The sequence below is a fragment of the Halovenus salina genome, from assembly GCF_026410925.1.
GTDB classification, from domain to species: domain Archaea; phylum Halobacteriota; class Halobacteria; order Halobacteriales; family Haloarculaceae; genus Halovenus; species Halovenus salina.
Genome location: NZ_CP112972.1, coordinates 2,916,673 through 2,933,276, shown reverse-complemented (window position 1 = coordinate 2,933,276; position 16,604 = coordinate 2,916,673). Strand labels below are relative to the sequence as shown.

Sequence of the window (16,604 nt, the reverse complement as noted above, 5' to 3'; positions counted from 1 at the left end):
ATGCTGATTTCGTTGGGTTCTGGCTAGACAACGCAGTTCTAGAAAACGTGGCAGTATCCTGGTGTCGCCGCTGAGACCGCCTCGCTGTGTAAAAATAGCGAGTCACTACCATGGTGATACTATTTTGGAACAAAGAATGCGTACACTTCGTCCGATTGTGGGCGCGTCTGTTCAAGATTGTCCATCTCGTAATCTATCGAGTTCTCGACAAATCCTTCCATAATGCCTTTCGTAAACTTCGCCGGATGTCGCCACCCACCGATTGTTGCGAGTCGGAACCCGTCCTCAGTCTCTTCGTAACTCCAGTGGCCGGCAGATTCAACAGAGAAGTTCCGATAGGCGTTGCGGTTAGCCTCGTCGGCAATCTCCATTGTTTCAGCCAGCGATTGACTGCCATCCAGCGGTTCAATCAACGCTACCATCGTCCGGCCACCGACAACAGAGGTCATCTCTCCGACCGCGTCCTCGACATCGTTGGTCGACCTCCAAAACTGGTCAAAATTATACCAGCTGTCCGAATCAATCTCCTCAATGCCGTGTTCTTGTAGATACTTCCGAAGTTTCCGCTCAAACACCGGCGAAACTTCGCCGGCGCTGTTCGCGAACCCCTGTACAAACTTACCTGATACCTTTGGTTCAGCCACGGAGACTAATATTTCTGGTTCGATATTATACATTCTGCCTGGAGGGTAAGGCACATCTTATTTCAATTTTTGTATCCAGAAATTATATTTGGCTCCGGTCGAGTGCCAGCTCAAAGGTAGTCCCGTCTGGTTTCTATTCAGACATATCAAGCTATTCGTTGTGTTCTGGCTCCTCGTCGTGCTGTTCGTCGGGGTTGTCGTCGTTGGGGCCGTCTGCATCAGCAGTTTGCGGCGGGGTGTCTTCAGCAGTTTCCGGCTCATCCGACGCTGTGTCGGTATCGCCTTCGCCAGAGCCATTCTCGACGTACTCCCGACGGTAGACGTCAAGCACCGCCCGGAGCGACCCGATAATCACCGGGCCGAAGAAGATGCCAATAAAGCCCATGAGATAGACGCCGCCGACGACCCCCAGGATGACGGCACTGGGGTTAAGTCTCGTCTCGGTGTACCTGTCGATAATCAGCGGACGGAGGAAGTCATCGCTGAGGCTGACGACGATGGCTCCGTAGATGAACAGGGCCGCGCCTGCGACTGGCTGGTCGATACTGACGAGATAGAATGAGGCAGGCCCCCAGATGAGAAATGACCCGATAATGGGGAGGACGGCAAGCAGTATCATCACCGCCGTCCAGAACACGGCATTTGGCACGCCGAGGACGATGAGCCCGAGGCCGGCAACGATTCCCTGAATGACCGCAATAAATACGTGGCTGACGAGGACCGCCCACATCACATCGTCGAACTCCTTGCGGAGTTGGCGCTGGATATGGTCGGGGAAGGGAGTTGTCGCATCGAGCCAGCGATAGAATCGGCCGCCGTCTTTGAGGAAGTAATAGAGCAAGAACATCGTCAGCGCCAGCCCGATGAGGAGGTTCGTCACGGTGCGGAACAGGCCGAGCGCACCGTCGACCGTCCCAAACCCCGTTCCACGGACCCCACTCATCACGGACTCGAGCAGGTCGATGTCGGCTCCAGTCGTGTCGCGTATCCAGGTTTCGACGACAGTGAACGTGACCTCGCCGCTTCGAATCTGTTTGAGCAGCCCTCGGGCCTCGCTCAGGACCAGCTGTAAGAGGTACAGAATCGGCAACACAATCGCAACGGTGACCGAGATGACGATACCGGCCGCGGTAAGCTGTTTGCCGAACGTCCCCTCGAAGCGTTCCTGCACGGGCCGTAAGGGATAGGCCAACAACACCGCAAGCAGGAAAAACTGGAGGAACGGTTGGACGAGCAAGAAAGCGAGTACGAGCAACCCCGCTGTGAGCAGGAGGACGAGGGCCCGTGTCGTATTCATGTCCCCAAGTGTTCGCGTCTCCGGGATAAAATACAGGGGTCGTTCCCTGCGGTGAAACAGCGGCCGGTCGCCTCTTGTATCGACAGACATCGGGAACACAGACCCAAACATCCTGCCGAGCGCAGAGGCAGTGTCCGTTCAGTTCGACGCGGCCTGTTCGTGGGTGTGGTGATAGAATCGAATCCATGCCTCGTCGTCGGTCTCATGTGGCTCGAAGCAAACCCGCCGGTACCGCTCGTTGTCGTTGAGTCCAACCATCAGTCCTTCGTCGTGTTCTGAAATGGACTCGTAGACAGTCTCACAGACAGGACAGCGTTCGGGCGCATCCTCTGGTATCTGCGACATGGCTGTCTCTTCACGTAAACGCTGCGCGAATATATACCGGACGCTCGGCCTGAACGGACTGGTGGTTCGTACGGCCGGGTCGCCACTGTATCAACAAGGAGGGACTGCCCGGCAGTGGTCTCCGCAGGACTAAAGCGATTACCTGCCGACAGTCCAGAGTAATGAGGACGCGTCGGAAACTCCTGACCACAGGACTCGCCGGGCTCGCGGGCTGTGTGGCTGGTTTCCCCGGCGACGACAGCCACGACCGGGGCTGTCTCGACGCCCGGGGCGTCGACGCTCGCCTTGGGTTTACGGGAGATGTGATGCTCGGACGGAGCGTCAACGAGCAGTGGGTCGGCGAGGAGCCGACGGCCGTCTGGGGGTCGACGCTGTCGCGGCTCCAGTCACTCGACGGCCTCGTCGTCAACCTGGAGTGTTGTGTCTCGACAGGCGGCGAGCGCTGGCCTGATAAGGTGTACTACTTCCGAGCCGACCCGACGTTTGCCGTTCCCGCCTTGCGCGAGGCCGGCGTCTCGTTTGCCTCGCTTGCGAACAACCACATCCTAGATTTCGGCGAGACGGGGCTGTCAGACACTCAGACACATCTCGACGAGGCAGGTATCGCGCACGCCGGCGCGGGACCGGACCAGAAGGCTGCGATAGAGCCCGCAGTGTTCGAGGCCGGCGGGCTGACCGTCGCCGCGTTCGCGCTCACCGACCAGGCCGAAGAGTTCGCGGCGGCCGCAAACACGCCAGGGACGGCCTTCGGCACCCTTCATGTCGCAAACGCCGCAACCCGGGCACTCGTCGACGACGCCCTCACCCGAGCGCAGCGACACGACCCCGACCTCGTCGTCGCCTCGCTGCACTGGGGGCCGAACTGGGAGACCGTGCCCAATCCGATACACGAGGAGTTCGCCCGCTGGCTCGTCGACCAGGGTGTCGATGTCGTCCACGGCCACAGCGCACACGTCCTCCAGGGGGTCGAGGTGTATCAAGGGCGGCCAATTATCTACGACGCGGGGGATTTCGTCGACGATTACGTCAGCTACGTCGACAGAGAAGGCGTCCACAACAAACGGAGCGCGCTGTTCGAGGTGGTCGTCGCCGACGGCCAACTCTCCGAACTCCGGGTGCTGCCGATACGAATCACAGACGAGAGAGCGACCGTTGCAGACGGCGACGCCGCGGCGTGGGTTCGTGAGACGCTCACCGAACGCTCTGAGCCGTACGACACGACTGTCGAGGAACGCGACAGAGAGCTGTCGATACCGCTTGGAGACTGTTAGCTCGTCGCGGGACGGGTCGCCGGCGCCCAGCCGTTCGACCGGAGGTAGCCGACGATAGCGTAGACGACAGGCGTATCGAGGACGGCAATGGAGAGCTTGACGATGTACTGGCCGACGAGCAGTTCGAGCAGAACCGAGTTCGGGACGGCGTCGCCGACGCCAAGCAGTTGGGGGGCAAGCGAGAAGGCGATGACGACGAATATTACGGTGTCGATAAGCTGGCTGGAGGTCGTCGACCCGAGGTTACGGGCCCAGAGATAGGCGTCACCGGTCTCCTGACGGATGCGGTCAAAAACGAACACGTCCCAGTTCTGGCTGACGAGGTATGCGACCAGGCTACCCAGGACGACGTTCGTGCTTACGCCGAGCACCGACTCGAACGTGTCGGGGTCGACACCGGCGTCGGAGCCGGGCGCAAAGATTGCCAGCCAGACCAGTCCGAGCATGACGAAGTTCATCAGGAATCCGATGTTGACCAATAGCGTCGCCCGCCGACGGCCGTAGAGTTCGGTGAAACAGTCCGACGCGACGTACGTGACCGCGTACGCCAGCACACCAGCGGGAACGAGGACCGAACTCCCGACGACAGGCAACCCGTCGGGAACCGAGACGACCAACAGCTTCACCGCCAGTAGCTGTGCGGTCACCAGCGCCGTGACGAACAGCGCAGCAAGAAGCAGTTTGGGCGCTTCGGCGTTCTCATTCATCAGTTCGCCTCCCCTGGCGCTCGTCGATTTCGTCGAGCAGATCCAGCGTCTTGCGTATCGAGGCGCGAACGGCTTCACTTCGGTTAACAAACTTTCCGTCGTCGCCAACGTGTCCGTCGAGGTCCTCAAGTAGCTCCTGTGGGACCTCGACGCTTATCTTAGGCATACCATGCGATTCTTCAGAGATTCGCATAAGCATATCGTTTCGAATCCTCCGCGATACATAGTGTCTCCCGACACGCCAGATGTGGCTCAGTTATACTGATTGTTGCGGTTATTTTCGTGACCACGTCACGAATCTCGGTGTTTCACGGCGTGAGACACACGTCTCGTTTCCCGACGGCGGTAAAGACTCCCCACAGCCACTATCAGGCGGACTCCTCGACCCACGCCAGGAGGTCATCGGCACCGATGAAGCCGTCAGCCCGGCGGTCGACGGGGTCGCCGTCGGCGAAAAGAACGAAGAGTGGAACGCTCTGTACCTGGAAGCGCTCCACCAGCGGCGGGTCGTCGCGTGGGTTGATGGTCGCCACCGTCGCCGCCGTCTCTCGTGCGACGTTGGTGAGGACGGGCTCCATGCTCTGGCAGATGCCACAGCCGTCGGTGTAGAACTCCACGAGCGCGAGGTCGGTGTCCGCCAGCAACGCCTCCAGGTCGTCTTCGGTCTGGAGTGTCACGGGCCTGTCCGAGTGGTCGGTCTCGTTCATACGAACACAACGAGCTAGAGTCAATTAACCCCAGCGGCGTTCCAGTTATCTCTCTCAATGGCCCTCAGTCCCGCAGAGCCGAGCGTTTCTTTAGTATGCTGACCAAAACCCACCTATGAGCGAAATCGACCCGAGCGACCTGTTCCCCAACGACCGAACGCTGAACGCCGTCGCAGACGGCGAGATAACCCAGATTCACCGTGGGAACCAGTACGCCGAAGAAGGCGACACGTTCGAGCTCGACGGCGACACCTTCGAAGTGGTCGACGTGACCGAGCGGACGCTGGGCGACATGACCGATGAGGACGCCAAACGAGAGGGGTCAGCCGACCTCGACGCTTACAAGGAGCGGATGGTCCGGGCACACGGCGGCGACTTCACCTGGAACGAAGACGCCGACGTGGTCCGTCACCAGGTCGCCAAGGTCGAGTGAACAGCGGAACCAGAGAGATAGTGGACGAAAACAGCAGTTACTCGTACCTGAGTGCGTCGATGGGGTCGACACGGGCGGCACGCCAGGCCGGGTAGAGCCCCGAGACGATACCGGTCGCGATACCCATCACCGAGGCGATGAGAATCCAGACGTAGGGAATCGTGAAGCCGACATCGGCGTAGAGGGAGGCGAGAAAGCCGACGCCGAGACCGAGCGGGATGCCGACGAGCGCGCCAGCGATTCCCAGCAGGATGGACTCCGTAAGAAAGAGCCCCATAATCTCGCGGTTCCGCGCGCCGTTTGCTTTCATAATGCCGATCTCTTTGGTCCGTTCGGTGACGCTGACGAGCATGATGTTCGCGATGCCGAAGGCTCCGACGAGGAGGGCGAGCACACCGATACCGGTGACCAGCCGGATAATGTCGGCCAGGACTGATTCGATGCCGTCGACGAGGTCGGCCGTTGACTGGACAGTGATGCCAACATCACCGAGAACCTGGGTCGCGTCAGAGGATTCGTTGAGATATCGCTCGACGCGCTCCTGTGTGTCCGAAACCCGGTCGGGTTCGGCGACGATAGTCACCTGGCGGTAGGCCGTCTGCTCGACTCCCTGGTTGGCCGAGGCTGCGGTCGGACCCGCTTCTTGATAGTACGGGTCGGTCGGAACGTAGACCGTCGGCGCAAAATCGCCGAAAGAGCCGAAGCCACCGCGTGCCCCGCTCGCGATGCCGACGACGGTCACGTTCTCGACCCGGTCGCCGTAGTCGACGGTGAGCTGTCCGCCGATGGTCACGTTCTGTTCGAACTGTTCGACGGCAGACTCACTGAGGACGACCTGGCCGCGAGCCCCGGGCTCGAAGGCGCTGCCGTTGACGATGTTGTCGCCTGTAAAGGCCGCGGGGGTCGTCGCAGTCAGGCTATCCAGGACGACAGTCTGGTTGCCGTCGCTCATCGAGGTGACATCGACAGACCCCCTGGGGATGACAGAGACCACCCCGTCGATTTGCCCCAGTTGTTGAACGTCGTACGTCGTGACCGCCGGGAGCGCGAAGTTCTCGACGGAGCCGCCGAAGAAGCCGTCGTCCTCGCCGCCGATGCCGACGTCGCCGGTCACGACGAATATCTCGCTTGCGGAGGTCTCCTCGAACTCAGAGACAACATCGGTCTGGACGCTGATGCCGAAGCTGGCGAAGACGATGACCGTGGCGATACCAATAACGATACCGGCGATGGTCAGCGTCGAGCGCAGTCGGTGACCCGTCAGAAAGCGCGTCGCCATCCTGACGCTGTCGCGGGCCTTCATACTGCCTCCACGCGTTCGATTGTGCCATCTGTCATGTGGACGATTCTGTCGGCCCGGGTCGCGATGTGGCGTTCGTGTGTGACCAGTAAAATCGTGTTCCCGCGCTCGTTCGTCTCGCGCAACAGCGACATGATTTCGTCACCCGTCTCGGTGTCGACGTTCCCGGTGGGTTCGTCGGCGAGAATCAGTCGGGGGTCTGTTGCGAGCGCGCGAGCGATGGCGACCCGCTGGCGCTGGCCGCCGCTTAGCTCCCGTGGCAGGTGGTCCAGTCGGTCACCCAGTCCGACCTGGGTGAGGAGTTCGCGGGCGCGTTCGCGGCGACTCGACCGCTCCTGTTCGGCGAAGACGAGCGGCAGTGTCACGTTCTCGACGGCCCTGAGTCGCGTCATCAGATTGAACGTCTGGAAGATGAACCCGACCTGCGTTCCCCGTAGCCGCGCCCGCTCGGTCTCGGAGAGGTCGGCGACGTTCCGGCCGTCGACGGTCACGTCACCAGCCGTCGGCGTGTCAAGTGCGCCGACCAGATTCAGAAGCGTGCTCTTCCCGGAGCCGCTGGGACCCATCACCGCCGTGTACGAGCCAGCGGGCAGTTCGAGTGTCACGTCATCGAGTGCCGTCACCGTCCCGCCCAGCTCGTACTCCTTTCGCACCTCGGCGACCTGGACGACCGGCTCCCCGTCCGTGCTCTCATCCATGCTTCTAGCAACAAGGACGACAACGGCGTGAATGTTTTGATTGTGCAAGGGCAAAGGGTATAACCGACTGCGAGCCCTAGCAGTTCTCGATGGAACTGAACGACCGCGGCAGACTCCGAGTTGCTGTCGTCCTGGCTGTCGCTGTCGCGGCTGTCGGGATAATTTCCGCGACTGGATTCGTGTTCGCAAGCGACGACACGACGGGCGAAGACGTGTTCGAAGATGTTCAAGAGAAGTACAATACTGCTGACTCCGTTTCTGCCGACGCAGTCGTCACAGTCGAGACGGCGAACGGGACGACGAGTTTCGAGAGTGCTGTCGCAGCGACTGCTGACGGCGAGACGTGGCTCAATCTCTCTGGTGAGGAGGGATATGTCACGATGGGCTCTAATGAGGACTCGGTCTGGGTTCACGAGCCAGAGACCGGCGTCTCTGCTGTCCTCGTCGGCGACGATGAGACGGCAACCGTGACCCTCCAGGCAGGCACAGCCGACCCGAGAGCGGGAATCACGGCGTTCGATGCGTTCGACGCGAACCAGACTGTCGGCGACGTACTCGGCCAGGTCAACGAGAGCGCGCTTCCTGCAGAGTGGCAGGACGCACTCGACGAGGTGCCGGAGAACGCTACGCTCGGCGAGCTCGCTGACGGCGAGTACGACGACGTTCTCGACAACGAGACGACGGATGTCGATGTCAGCGCGCTTCGTGACCAATCCCAGGACGCCGTCGGCGGTGAGGCAGTCGACAGCATTCTCGACTCATTCGACGGCAGCATGGTTGTCAGCGACCTCGAAGACGCGTGGTCGTGGAACGAGAGCCACAACGGACTATCCGAGAGCATCGAGGGATGGAACGAGAGCGAATGGTCAGGGGATGTCGACGAACTGCGGGACCGCCTCCAGACGCTGGCAGATGAACTCAACGAGACGGAGGCCAACCGGAGCATCGAGCTCGCCGGCACAACAACGGTAGACGGCCAGGAGGCCCACGAGTTGGTGATATCCAACACTGCAGCCGACTACGAGACGCGACTGTGGACTGGTGTCGACTCGAACGAGATTCTCAAAGTCGAGTGGACTGGGCCGGAGACGACAGTCACCGTCGACGTGACAGAAACGCGGTTCGATGTCTCACCGGCCGACAGCACCTTCGAAGCGCCGGGTACGACGGAACTGGCACAGGTCGACGTGACGGCAACTGAGGACGCAGACGAGTTCGGCACTGCCGTTCCCTTCACGGTTGCAAGTCCCGGCGAGGGCTGGGAGTTTGAGCGTGGCTACACGGCCACGACGGAGGTCTCTGTCGAGACGAACACCACCGTCGGTGACGTGCTCGTCGCCGTCTACAGCGACGGCGAGGAGTCGATAGTTGTCACACAGTCGGACACCGCCAGGGAGTTCGACGAGACCGTCACGGTCGGCGACAGGGAAGTTCGTATCGAGGAGTACGACGGAACCACTGTGGGTGCCTGGACAGCAAATGACACCACGACAGCCATCCTGGGGCCGTTCTCCGAGAGTGAGCTACGGGAGGTCATCGAATCGGTGAGCGACGACGCGTAGGACAACGGCCGGCACGGCGTTTAATTCAGTTCAGAACCTATACTGTTTCATGAGTTCTTCCTGGGGAATCGACGAGATGCCCGACCAGTCAGGGCGGACTGTGGTCGTGACCGGCGCAAACAGCGGACTCGGCTTCGAGGCCACCCATGCGTTCGCACAGAAGGGCGCGACTGTCGTCATGGCATGTCGAGACCGCAGTCGGGCGGAATCGGCACGCGACGAGATTCGAGCGTCGGTCGATGACCCGTCGCTGTCCGTGCTCGAACTGGACCTCGCCTCGCTCGACTCGGTTCGCTCGTTCGCTGAGACGTTTTCGGCGGAATACGACGAGTTGCACGTGCTCTGTAACAACGCGGGGCTGATGGCGATTCCGCGCCGAGAGACCGAAGACGGCTTCGAGATGCAGTTCGGGGTCAACCATCTCGGCCACTTCGCGCTGACCGGACTGCTACTCGACGTGCTCTGTGAGACAGACGGTGAGAGTCGAGTGGTCACCCAGAGCAGCGGCCTCCACGAGAACGGCGAGATGGCCTTCGACGACCTCCACAGCGAGGCGTCGTACGACAAGTGGGACGCCTACGCCCAAAGCAAGCTGGCGAACCTCCTGTTCGCGTACGAACTTGACCGGCGGCTCCGGGCAGTCGACGCAAGCGTCACAAGCGTCGGCTGTCACCCAGGGTACGCCGACACGGACCTACAGCGCCGCGGCCCAGAGATGGCGGGGTCTCGACTGCGGCTCGTCGGAATGAAGATAGCGAATACGCTCGTCGCCCAGCCCGCCGGGCAGGGTACCCTACCGATGCTCTATGCGGCCACCGCTGACGAGGTGGCTGGCGGCGAGTACGTCGGGCCGGGCGGATTCATGAACATGCGTGGGGCACCGACGGTCCAGTCCTCCAGCGCGCGGTCGACCGACGAGGCGGCCGCCGCCCGGCTCTGGGACGTGTCCGCGGAACTCACCGGAGTGACCTTCGGTCTCAAGTAGATTCAGGCGGCAGCGGCCTTTCTGGTCACAGCCGCGATGGCCTGCCGTCTACCATATCGGGAGCCACGACGTACCGTACATATAAGCATAGTGGTCATGTATGTAAAATAATGACTGTCAATAAGATATCGACGGGAGTTTCCGGACTTGACGAGGTGTTGTCCGGCGGCCTCATCGAAGAGAGAAATGTCCTCGTCAGGGGGTCACCAGGCGCGGGAAAGACGATATTCGGCCTCTACTTTCTCGCAGCGGGCGTCGAGGCTGGCGAGACCTCGCTCTATGTCAACCTCGGAGAACCACAGAGCTACATTGAGGAGACCGCGGCGGCGTTCGGACTCGGTGCCGACGCGATTCGGTTCCACAACTTTTCGCCAACACAGGAGCAGTTCGCAGAGGAGGAGTCGTACACGTTGTTCGAGTCCGCAGAGGTCGAACAGCCCGACTTTATCGCTGAACTCCGGAAGACAGTCGACGAGGTCGACCCGGACAGGGTGTTGCTCGACCCAATCACGGAGTTTCGGTACCTCACGAGCGACGAGCGAGGGTTCAGAACGGGTATTTTAGGGCTTCTCGATTACCTGAAGGACGCGGGCGCGACGGTGATGCTCACCTCCCAGGCCGGTGGAACAATCACCGACGACGACCTGCAGTTTCTCGTCGACTCGGTCATCACACTCGACGTGACCGCCGAGACGAGAGCCGTCACTGTCAGCAAGTTCCGGGGGTCGTCGTTCCGGCGGGGGAAACACTTCTACGAAATCAGCACAGACGGACTGACCGTCTGGCCGACCCTCCAGCCTGGCGAGCAGGCACGCGAAGTCGAAGAAGGGACACTCGCGTCTGGCGTCTCGGGCCTCGACGAGTTGCTGTACGGCGGCATCGAACAGGGAACAGTGACGATTCTGAGCGGGCCGACAGGCGTCGGGAAGACAACGACCGGGATGCAGTTTCTCACACAGGCCGCTCTGGATGGGACCCAAAGCGTTCTCTTCCAGTTCGAGGAGTCACAGCGGACCCTCCGCAAGCGGGCTGCTGCTATCGGAATCCCCCTCCAGCAGGCGCTCGACAACAACACTCTATCGGTCATTGACATCGAACCCGACGAACACACCATCGGCGAGTTCGAACACATGGTCCGCGAGGCCGTCGAGGACGGCACAGAGGTGGTGATGATAGATGGGTCACAGGGGTTCCAGCAGAACCTCCGTGGCCTCGACAGTCCGACCAAGGCCCTGTTACGCGTCGGCCGGTATCTGCGAGCAGCCGGCGTCACGACGTTTCTGATGAACGAGGTGCACAATATCACCGGCGACTTCCAGGCAACCGAACAGCGGACGAGCAACCTCGCGGACAACATTATCTTCCTGCGACACGTCGAGTACCGTGGCGAGATGCGGAAGGTCATCGGCTCACTCAAAATGCGGACCAGCGACTTCGAGCGCAGTCTCCGCGAACTCGAGATAACGGAATCTGGCATCGAGGTCGGTGGGCCGCTGCCACAGCTCCGCGGCATCCTCACCGGAACACCCGAGTGGCACCAGTCCCCAGATGACCAGACCTGAAGAGACAATCTATCCCAGACAGCAGGAGCCATCACAGATTCCCATGAATACACTCGACGACCCCTCCGCCGGCAGCACGCTACCGTCGCCTGACACTGGCATAGCACCCCTCGAACAGTGGCCCCGGCCGTCGGTCGAGCCACGGTGTGTGACCACACAGAGTCACAGTGAGGTGGGCATATCATGACAGTCCACCCAGATGGAGGCGACGAGGACGCGGCGATTTTCCCGCTCCTGTCGGGAGAGGGCAATCAGCGGCTGTTGCTCGACTGGATAGCCGACCACGAGGGGTACACGCTGGTCGACCCCGAGGAGCCGGTCGCGACTGCCGAGTTCGACTGCTGCGTTCTCGACGGTCCCGCTCTGGAGACGCACGCAGACACGCTCCTGGAACGAAAGCGTGCGGCCGAGCCGGTGTTGTTGCCGTGTCTGTTGCTCCTGCCGGAGGCAGACCTCTCGGTGCTCGATATCGACCGCGGCGAGATTGCCGACGGCGTCGTGTTCGACACCGTCGATGAGGTGGTCTCGATGCCGATAAAGAAGGTCGAACTTGAGTGGCGGACGGAGGCGTTGCTCCGTCTCAGGCGACAGTCACTCGAACTGGTGGCCGGACAGCGCAAGCTCCGTCAGTTCAAGCGCGCGACAGAGGCGGCCGGACATGCCGTCTACATCACCGACGCCGAGGGTCGAATCGAGTACGTGAACCCCGCCTTCGAAGAGATTACCGGGTACGACGAGAGCGAAGCACTCGGCGAGACACCGCTACTTCTGGATTCGGGCGAGATGTCAGAAGCATACTTCGACCGGCTGTGGGAGACAATTTCGAATGGCGACACGTGGGAAGAGGATATCATCAACGAGCGAAAGAACGGCGAGTTGTACCACGCGTTCCAGACGATTGCGCCCGTAGACGGCGAGGCCGACGCTCCCGAGAAGTTCGTCGCCATCCAGTCCGACATCACACAGCGAGTCCAGGCCGAGAAGCGACTGGAACTATTTCGGGACATTGTCGAGCGTATCGACGACCCGATTATGCTACAGGACCGGGCTGGGGAGTTCCGGCTCGTCAACGAGGCGCTGGCCGAATACGCAGCGATGTCACGCGAGGAACTGCTGGGCGAGACAGAGTCCGCGTTCATGGACGACGACTCGGCCGCGCGTATCGAGGAGCGAAAGCAGCAGGTGCTCGACGAAGAGCGGGCAGTTCAGTACACGATTTCGCCGACGTTTCCGACGATAGACGGTGAGACGTTCTCGACGGTCCGGTACCCCTACTACGGAGAGACCGGGGAACTAGAGGGGACAATCGCCATCTGCCGGAACGTGACAGAGCTCAAATCCCGGGAGAGCCAGCTACAGGTCATCGACCGCGTCCTCAGGCACAATCTTCGCAACGATATGACGACAATCGGGATGTTCGCCGAGCAAATCGAGGAGACCGCACCAGAAGCGCTCGTCGAGCACGCAGAGCGGATTCGGGCCACCAGCGAGCGCATAAACCGGACCGTCGAGAAAGAACGCAAGATTACCAAGTTCCTGACCGACAGCCCCGAAGAGACCACCGTCGACATGGTCAGGATGGTCAACGCTGTCGTCGACCGGATTGCCGACAGATATCCCGACGCGAGGCTTTCGGCCACCGTTCCCGACTCCTGTCGGATTCACGCGACCACCTACGTCGAACAAGCGTTCGTCGAACTACTCGAAAACGCGATTGTCCACGCTGACAGAGACAATCCGACCATCGACATACGGCTGTCCGACCATCCCGACGGCCCCACGCTCACCGTCACCGACGACGGCCCGGGCATCCCGGAAATGGACCGCACGGTCCTCACCCAGGGGACAGAAATCGAACAGCTCTATCACGGCAGCGGTCTCGGCCTCTGGCTTGTCCACCTGATTGTGGCACACTCCGGCGGAACCGTCTCGTTTGTCGAGAACAACCCCCGTGGAAGCACCGTGACAATCGAGTTCCCGCCGTGACTACGCTTCAACCACAACTGCTCCGACCATGCCTGCGGCCTCGTGTGGGATACAGAGGTACTCGTGGGTGCCGGCAGTCTCGAAAGTCCGGACGTAGGCCTGGCCCTCCTGTACTGCTCCCTTCCCTGCTTCCCAGCCCTCGCGGGCGGCGGACTCGCTCTCGAAGCCGCCAGAGGCCCAGTACGCCGCTTCCTCGGGTATCTCGTCTTCGTAGGCCGTTACCGAATGGGGCTCTCCACCTGCGAACGTCCAGGCGACGGTCTCGCCCTGGGAGATTGTGAGTTCCTCGGGCTCGAAGGCGACCGCCGTCATGTCGACCACGTGGTCGGCCTCGTCGGGGACGCCCTCGACGACGTTCGGTCCGCCTTCGAGGTCAGACGTTGAGTCGTCTTCGTCGCTGCTTCCGCCGGTGGCCTCGACAGGCGCATCCTCGACTGCACCGGCGACCGCGAACTGTCCTTTGAGCGTCGCGTCAGCGTACGTACTGGCAGCTTCCTGTGACCCCTCGCCGGATTCGAGTGCGTCGATGTACGTTTCGAGCGCCCCTTCGAAGGCCTCGTAGGTCTCGTGGTCTGCCTCTTCGAGCAGTTCGTGGACGGCCGCGCCCTCGAAGTGGGCGAAGACATCGCTGACGAATGAGGCTCCGCCGGCACCGCCGCCTCCCGCCTCGACGACTGCGTACGACGCGTCGGTGGCGTGGCCGGTGACGCTCTCGACAGCGTCTGTGGTACCCTCGTCTCCGAGACTGCCCTGAAGGGTCTCGACTGCTCCCTCAAAGGCCTCGTAGGTTTCGTGGTTTGCTTCCTCGATTGCCTCGTGGAAGCCGCCGGCCCCTGCTTCGAAGTAGCCGAACGCGTCCGTCGACACGGTCTCGGCGCGTTCCGTGGCGTCGAGCCGGTCCAACACGACAGCGTCCCGGAGTCGTGCGGTGACGTAACCGCTCTCGACACCGCTGACGGCCGCCGGTGAGCCGAGCTCGGTCTCGAAGGTGAGCAGTGTCTCGCGGATGCCCTCGACATGTTCGGTGACGGCCTCGTCGTCACCCGCCTGGAAGGATTCGATGAGCCCCTCCAGGTGGTCGTGTTCGAAGGCGTCGTAGAGACCCTCGTCGGTTTCTTCGAGCGTCTCGTGGAAGCCGCCGGCGTCGGCTTCGAAGTCAGCGAACACTGCCTGTGCGATTTCGGCTGCCCGCTCGCTGTCGCCGAGTCGGTATCGTTCGTGGGCGTCCTCGATACGTGCCTTCGTGTAGCCGGCTTCCAGCAGTGCTGGTCCGTGGCCGGCAGCGAGCGCGTCGATTCCGCTTCTGACTGCATCCTCGACTGCCACTGTTGCCTCCGCGACGGCCTCGCCGTCCCCGTTCTCGATAGCCTCGCCGAGCTGTTCGAGCCCACCCTCGAAGCCCTCATAGGCCTCGTGGTCGGCCTCTTCGAGGGCGTCGTGAGCGCGCGCGGTCTCGAATGATTCGAGGGCCCGCTGGACGAACTCGCCGGCGGCCGCCTCGTTGCCGCCTTCGAACAGCCACATCGCGTCCTGAGCGCGTGCCCTGTACTCGTTCAGCGCCGCCGCGTGGGCGTACGAGCGGGAGGGGCCGCCGACACGGGCGAGTGCCATTCCGTCCCAGCCGCGGGCTTGGAGGGCAGCCATATGTGCCGCCCCGGCGACCGAGTCCTCGGCGAGGGCATGGATTCCCTGGGCCGCCGCGCCGAAGACCTCGTGTGCGGCCGCTATCGCCGCCTCGGTGTCGGAACCGGCGTTCGACGCGGCGCGGTCGGTCGCGTCGATGAAGCCGTCGGCCGCCTCCGCGTCGGCCTCGGCGACCATATCGTAGTGTTTCTCCTCGAACTTGTCACCGATTTTCGAGAGTTCGTGCTCAGCGTCGGCTTCGTCGCCGGCTTCGAGGAGCAGGGCTGCATCCTCGACGTGTGCGCCCATCACGAGCATCGACAGCCGCTTGACCGTCGTTTTATCTGCCACCGTTGCCTGAGCCTGGCGAAGGTGTTTGTCGGCCGTATGCATCGCCTCGTGTGCACCGTCGAGGTCTTCGGCTTCGAGTGTCTCCCGCAGGTCACCCAGCCCCGCCTCGAATCCCTCGTAGTGCTCGTCGCTAGTCTCTTCGAGCATCTCGTGTGCGTTGTACTCGCCCGAGGCGGTCTCGAACCGTTCGAAGATGTCGCCGACGACAGCCGCGCCCGCACCGTACTCCTCGGCGTGACCGAGAATGACCGGATCGCGCAGGCGAGTCCGGATTGCGTTCCACTCGGAGATGACAGCCACATCGGTCGCATCAAACGAACCGCTGGCATCCTCAGATGTGTCTTCGGACGATTCCCCGTCGCTTGTCCCACCAGATTCACCGTCGTCTGCTGATTCCGTCTCCGTAGGGTCGTCGGAATCACTCCCACTACACCCTGCGAGTGCGACACTTGTAAGAACTGCTCCTGCTGACTGCAACCACCGTCGTCTTGTCTGCTCCATGCTTTAGGCTTGCCTAAAAGATACTAAACGGTTTCGGTTTTTAGGCAGACCTAAAGACAGGATGTCACGAAACGGCGGACAGATATTCGTGCCTACATCCGGTAGGAGAGGGCCGATACTGTCACGCTATCGTGTCGTCAATCGTCTTCCCAGTTCTCCTCGCCCTGTTCGGCGGACTGGTCCGCTGATTGCCCGTCTGTCATCGAGATGGTCTCGGCGTTACCGTCAGTGGTCGCCGTCGTGACCAGTTCCTCGGTCGGTGCGTGCCCGTTGTTAGCTTCTCGGAGCGCCTCGTGTTCTGACTTGCCACCGCTCACTGCTGCTGCCGGCGGAACGTACCGATAGATTGTCGTCGGCGTCTGCACCGAGAGCGTCCCCGTGCGCGAATCTTCGATGACCCGCTGGTTGGTGTCTATCGCCACGTCGACGAGTCTCTCAATGTCGTCAACTTCGACCTCCGAGGTGTCGCCGGCCGTCGGCGTTTTGCCGGTGGTAATCCACTCGTCGACCTCGTCTCGTCTGCTGGCGTATCGCAGTCGGTGATACTCCTTCTCCTGTGGCTCTCGGCCGACCGCGGTACCGTCAGATGTGAGTGCTGTCCCCGGAGTGGGCGATACACCAGCGTGTCTCTC

16 protein-coding genes are annotated in these 16,604 nt (G+C 61.7%); 6 read left to right on the top strand and 10 right to left on the bottom strand.

What is annotated here, in order from left to right; translation table 11 throughout:
- Positions 1 to 119: 119 nt before the first annotated feature.
- The 3 genes from OSC37_RS14765 to OSC37_RS14755 form a co-directional block, all read right to left on the bottom strand.
- Complete coding sequence (locus OSC37_RS14765) at positions 120 to 644, bottom strand: hypothetical protein (RefSeq protein ID WP_267162197.1); 525 nt, start codon at positions 642 to 644, stop codon at positions 120 to 122.
- 151 nt (positions 645 to 795) lie between these two features.
- Positions 796 to 1,941, bottom strand: coding sequence for an AI-2E family transporter (locus tag OSC37_RS14760; protein WP_267162196.1), 1,146 nt, complete (start codon positions 1,939 to 1,941; stop codon positions 796 to 798).
- 138 nt (positions 1,942 to 2,079) lie between these two features.
- Positions 2,080 to 2,286, bottom strand: a complete 207-nt coding sequence (locus OSC37_RS14755) for a DUF8145 family protein (RefSeq protein ID WP_267162195.1) — start codon at positions 2,284 to 2,286, stop codon at positions 2,080 to 2,082.
- Positions 2,287 to 2,447: 161 nt separating this feature from the next.
- Here OSC37_RS14755 and OSC37_RS14750 point away from each other — a divergent pair, with 161 nt between their 5' ends.
- Positions 2,448 to 3,557: a CapA family protein gene (locus tag OSC37_RS14750; RefSeq protein ID WP_267162194.1), complete on the top strand. Its 1,110-nt coding sequence runs from the start codon at positions 2,448 to 2,450 to the stop codon at positions 3,555 to 3,557.
- Here OSC37_RS14750 and OSC37_RS14745 read toward each other — a convergent pair.
- The 3 genes from OSC37_RS14745 to OSC37_RS14735 all read right to left on the bottom strand — a co-directional run bounded on the left by OSC37_RS14745 (position 3,554) and on the right by OSC37_RS14735 (position 4,971).
- On the bottom strand, positions 3,554 to 4,264 hold the full coding sequence (locus tag OSC37_RS14745) for a queuosine precursor transporter (protein WP_267162193.1): 711 nt from the start codon (positions 4,262 to 4,264) through the stop codon (positions 3,554 to 3,556). The genes OSC37_RS14750 and OSC37_RS14745 overlap by 4 nt on opposite strands.
- Positions 4,257 to 4,430, bottom strand: a complete 174-nt coding sequence (locus OSC37_RS14740) for a CopG family ribbon-helix-helix protein (RefSeq protein WP_267162192.1) — start codon at positions 4,428 to 4,430, stop codon at positions 4,257 to 4,259. The genes OSC37_RS14745 and OSC37_RS14740 overlap by 8 nt, the downstream gene beginning before the upstream one ends.
- 202 nt (positions 4,431 to 4,632) lie before the next feature.
- Positions 4,633 to 4,971: a thioredoxin family protein gene (locus tag OSC37_RS14735; protein ID WP_267162191.1), complete on the bottom strand. Its 339-nt coding sequence runs from the start codon at positions 4,969 to 4,971 to the stop codon at positions 4,633 to 4,635.
- A 115-nt stretch (positions 4,972 to 5,086) separates the two neighbouring features.
- Between OSC37_RS14735 and OSC37_RS14730 the strand changes: the two genes are divergently transcribed.
- The gene (locus tag OSC37_RS14730; RefSeq protein WP_267162190.1) at positions 5,087 to 5,404 is read left to right on the top strand and encodes an ASCH domain-containing protein; all 318 of its coding nucleotides are present in this window, start codon (positions 5,087 to 5,089) and stop codon (positions 5,402 to 5,404) included.
- A 37-nt stretch (positions 5,405 to 5,441) separates the two neighbouring features.
- Here OSC37_RS14730 and OSC37_RS14725 read toward each other — a convergent pair whose 3' ends face one another.
- Entirely contained in the window at positions 5,442 to 6,707 is a 1,266-nt protein-coding gene (locus OSC37_RS14725; protein ID WP_267162189.1) for an ABC transporter permease, read from the bottom strand.
- On the bottom strand, positions 6,704 to 7,402 hold the full coding sequence (locus OSC37_RS14720) for an ABC transporter ATP-binding protein (protein ID WP_267162188.1): 699 nt from the start codon (positions 7,400 to 7,402) through the stop codon (positions 6,704 to 6,706). The genes OSC37_RS14725 and OSC37_RS14720 overlap by 4 nt, the downstream gene beginning before the upstream one ends.
- An 89-nt stretch (positions 7,403 to 7,491) precedes the next feature.
- Here OSC37_RS14720 and OSC37_RS14715 point away from each other — a divergent pair, with 89 nt between their 5' ends.
- The 4 genes from OSC37_RS14715 (at position 7,492) to OSC37_RS14700 (ending at position 13,497) form a co-directional block, all read left to right on the top strand.
- Positions 7,492 to 8,964, top strand: coding sequence for a hypothetical protein (locus OSC37_RS14715; protein WP_267162187.1), 1,473 nt, complete (start codon positions 7,492 to 7,494; stop codon positions 8,962 to 8,964).
- A 49-nt stretch (positions 8,965 to 9,013) separates the two neighbouring features.
- A complete protein-coding gene (locus OSC37_RS14710; protein WP_267162186.1) occupies positions 9,014 to 9,949 on the top strand; it encodes an oxidoreductase in 936 nt (311 codons plus the stop codon).
- A 110-nt stretch (positions 9,950 to 10,059) separates the two neighbouring features.
- The gene (locus OSC37_RS14705) at positions 10,060 to 11,511 is read left to right on the top strand and encodes an ATPase domain-containing protein (RefSeq protein WP_267162185.1); all 1,452 of its coding nucleotides are present in this window, start codon (positions 10,060 to 10,062) and stop codon (positions 11,509 to 11,511) included.
- A 183-nt stretch (positions 11,512 to 11,694) separates the two neighbouring features.
- A complete protein-coding gene (locus tag OSC37_RS14700) occupies positions 11,695 to 13,497 on the top strand; it encodes a PAS domain-containing sensor histidine kinase (protein ID WP_267162184.1) in 1,803 nt (600 codons plus the stop codon).
- Here OSC37_RS14700 and OSC37_RS14695 read toward each other — a convergent pair whose 3' ends face one another.
- Positions 13,498 to 15,972 carry a DUF5059 domain-containing protein gene (locus tag OSC37_RS14695; protein ID WP_267162183.1) on the bottom strand — a complete coding sequence of 825 codons (2,475 nt, stop codon included), beginning with the start codon at positions 15,970 to 15,972 and terminating at the stop codon, positions 13,498 to 13,500.
- Positions 15,973 to 16,109: 137 nt separating this feature from the next.
- The gene (locus OSC37_RS14690; RefSeq protein ID WP_267164203.1) at positions 16,110 to 16,508 is read right to left on the bottom strand and encodes a DUF5305 family protein; all 399 of its coding nucleotides are present in this window, start codon (positions 16,506 to 16,508) and stop codon (positions 16,110 to 16,112) included.
- Positions 16,509 to 16,604: the final 96 nt, after the last annotated feature.

Excerpts from the sequence above, each read along its gene's own strand:
- OSC37_RS14735 (WP_267162191.1), bottom strand. The coding sequence starts at position 4,971 with ATGAACGAGACCGACCACTCGGACAGGCCCGTGACACTCCAGACCGAA.
- OSC37_RS14715 (WP_267162187.1), top strand. The coding sequence starts at position 7,492 with ATGGAACTGAACGACCGCGGCAGACTCCGAGTTGCTGTCGTCCTGGCT.
- OSC37_RS14700 (WP_267162184.1), top strand. The coding sequence starts at position 11,695 with ATGACAGTCCACCCAGATGGAGGCGACGAGGACGCGGCGATTTTCCCG.
- OSC37_RS14750 (WP_267162194.1), top strand. The coding sequence starts at position 2,448 with ATGAGGACGCGTCGGAAACTCCTGACCACAGGACTCGCCGGGCTCGCG.
- OSC37_RS14755 (WP_267162195.1), bottom strand. The coding sequence starts at position 2,286 with ATGTCGCAGATACCAGAGGATGCGCCCGAACGCTGTCCTGTCTGTGAG.
- OSC37_RS14720 (WP_267162188.1), bottom strand. The coding sequence starts at position 7,402 with ATGGATGAGAGCACGGACGGGGAGCCGGTCGTCCAGGTCGCCGAGGTG.
- OSC37_RS14730 (WP_267162190.1), top strand. The coding sequence starts at position 5,087 with ATGAGCGAAATCGACCCGAGCGACCTGTTCCCCAACGACCGAACGCTG.
- OSC37_RS14695 (WP_267162183.1), bottom strand. The coding sequence starts at position 15,972 with ATGGAGCAGACAAGACGACGGTGGTTGCAGTCAGCAGGAGCAGTTCTT.
- OSC37_RS14705 (WP_267162185.1), top strand. The coding sequence starts at position 10,060 with ATGACTGTCAATAAGATATCGACGGGAGTTTCCGGACTTGACGAGGTG.
- OSC37_RS14760 (WP_267162196.1), bottom strand. The coding sequence starts at position 1,941 with ATGAATACGACACGGGCCCTCGTCCTCCTGCTCACAGCGGGGTTGCTC.
- OSC37_RS14710 (WP_267162186.1), top strand. The coding sequence starts at position 9,014 with ATGAGTTCTTCCTGGGGAATCGACGAGATGCCCGACCAGTCAGGGCGG.
- OSC37_RS14725 (WP_267162189.1), bottom strand. The coding sequence starts at position 6,707 with ATGAAGGCCCGCGACAGCGTCAGGATGGCGACGCGCTTTCTGACGGGT.
- OSC37_RS14740 (WP_267162192.1), bottom strand. The coding sequence starts at position 4,430 with ATGCCTAAGATAAGCGTCGAGGTCCCACAGGAGCTACTTGAGGACCTC.
- OSC37_RS14745 (WP_267162193.1), bottom strand. The coding sequence starts at position 4,264 with ATGAATGAGAACGCCGAAGCGCCCAAACTGCTTCTTGCTGCGCTGTTC.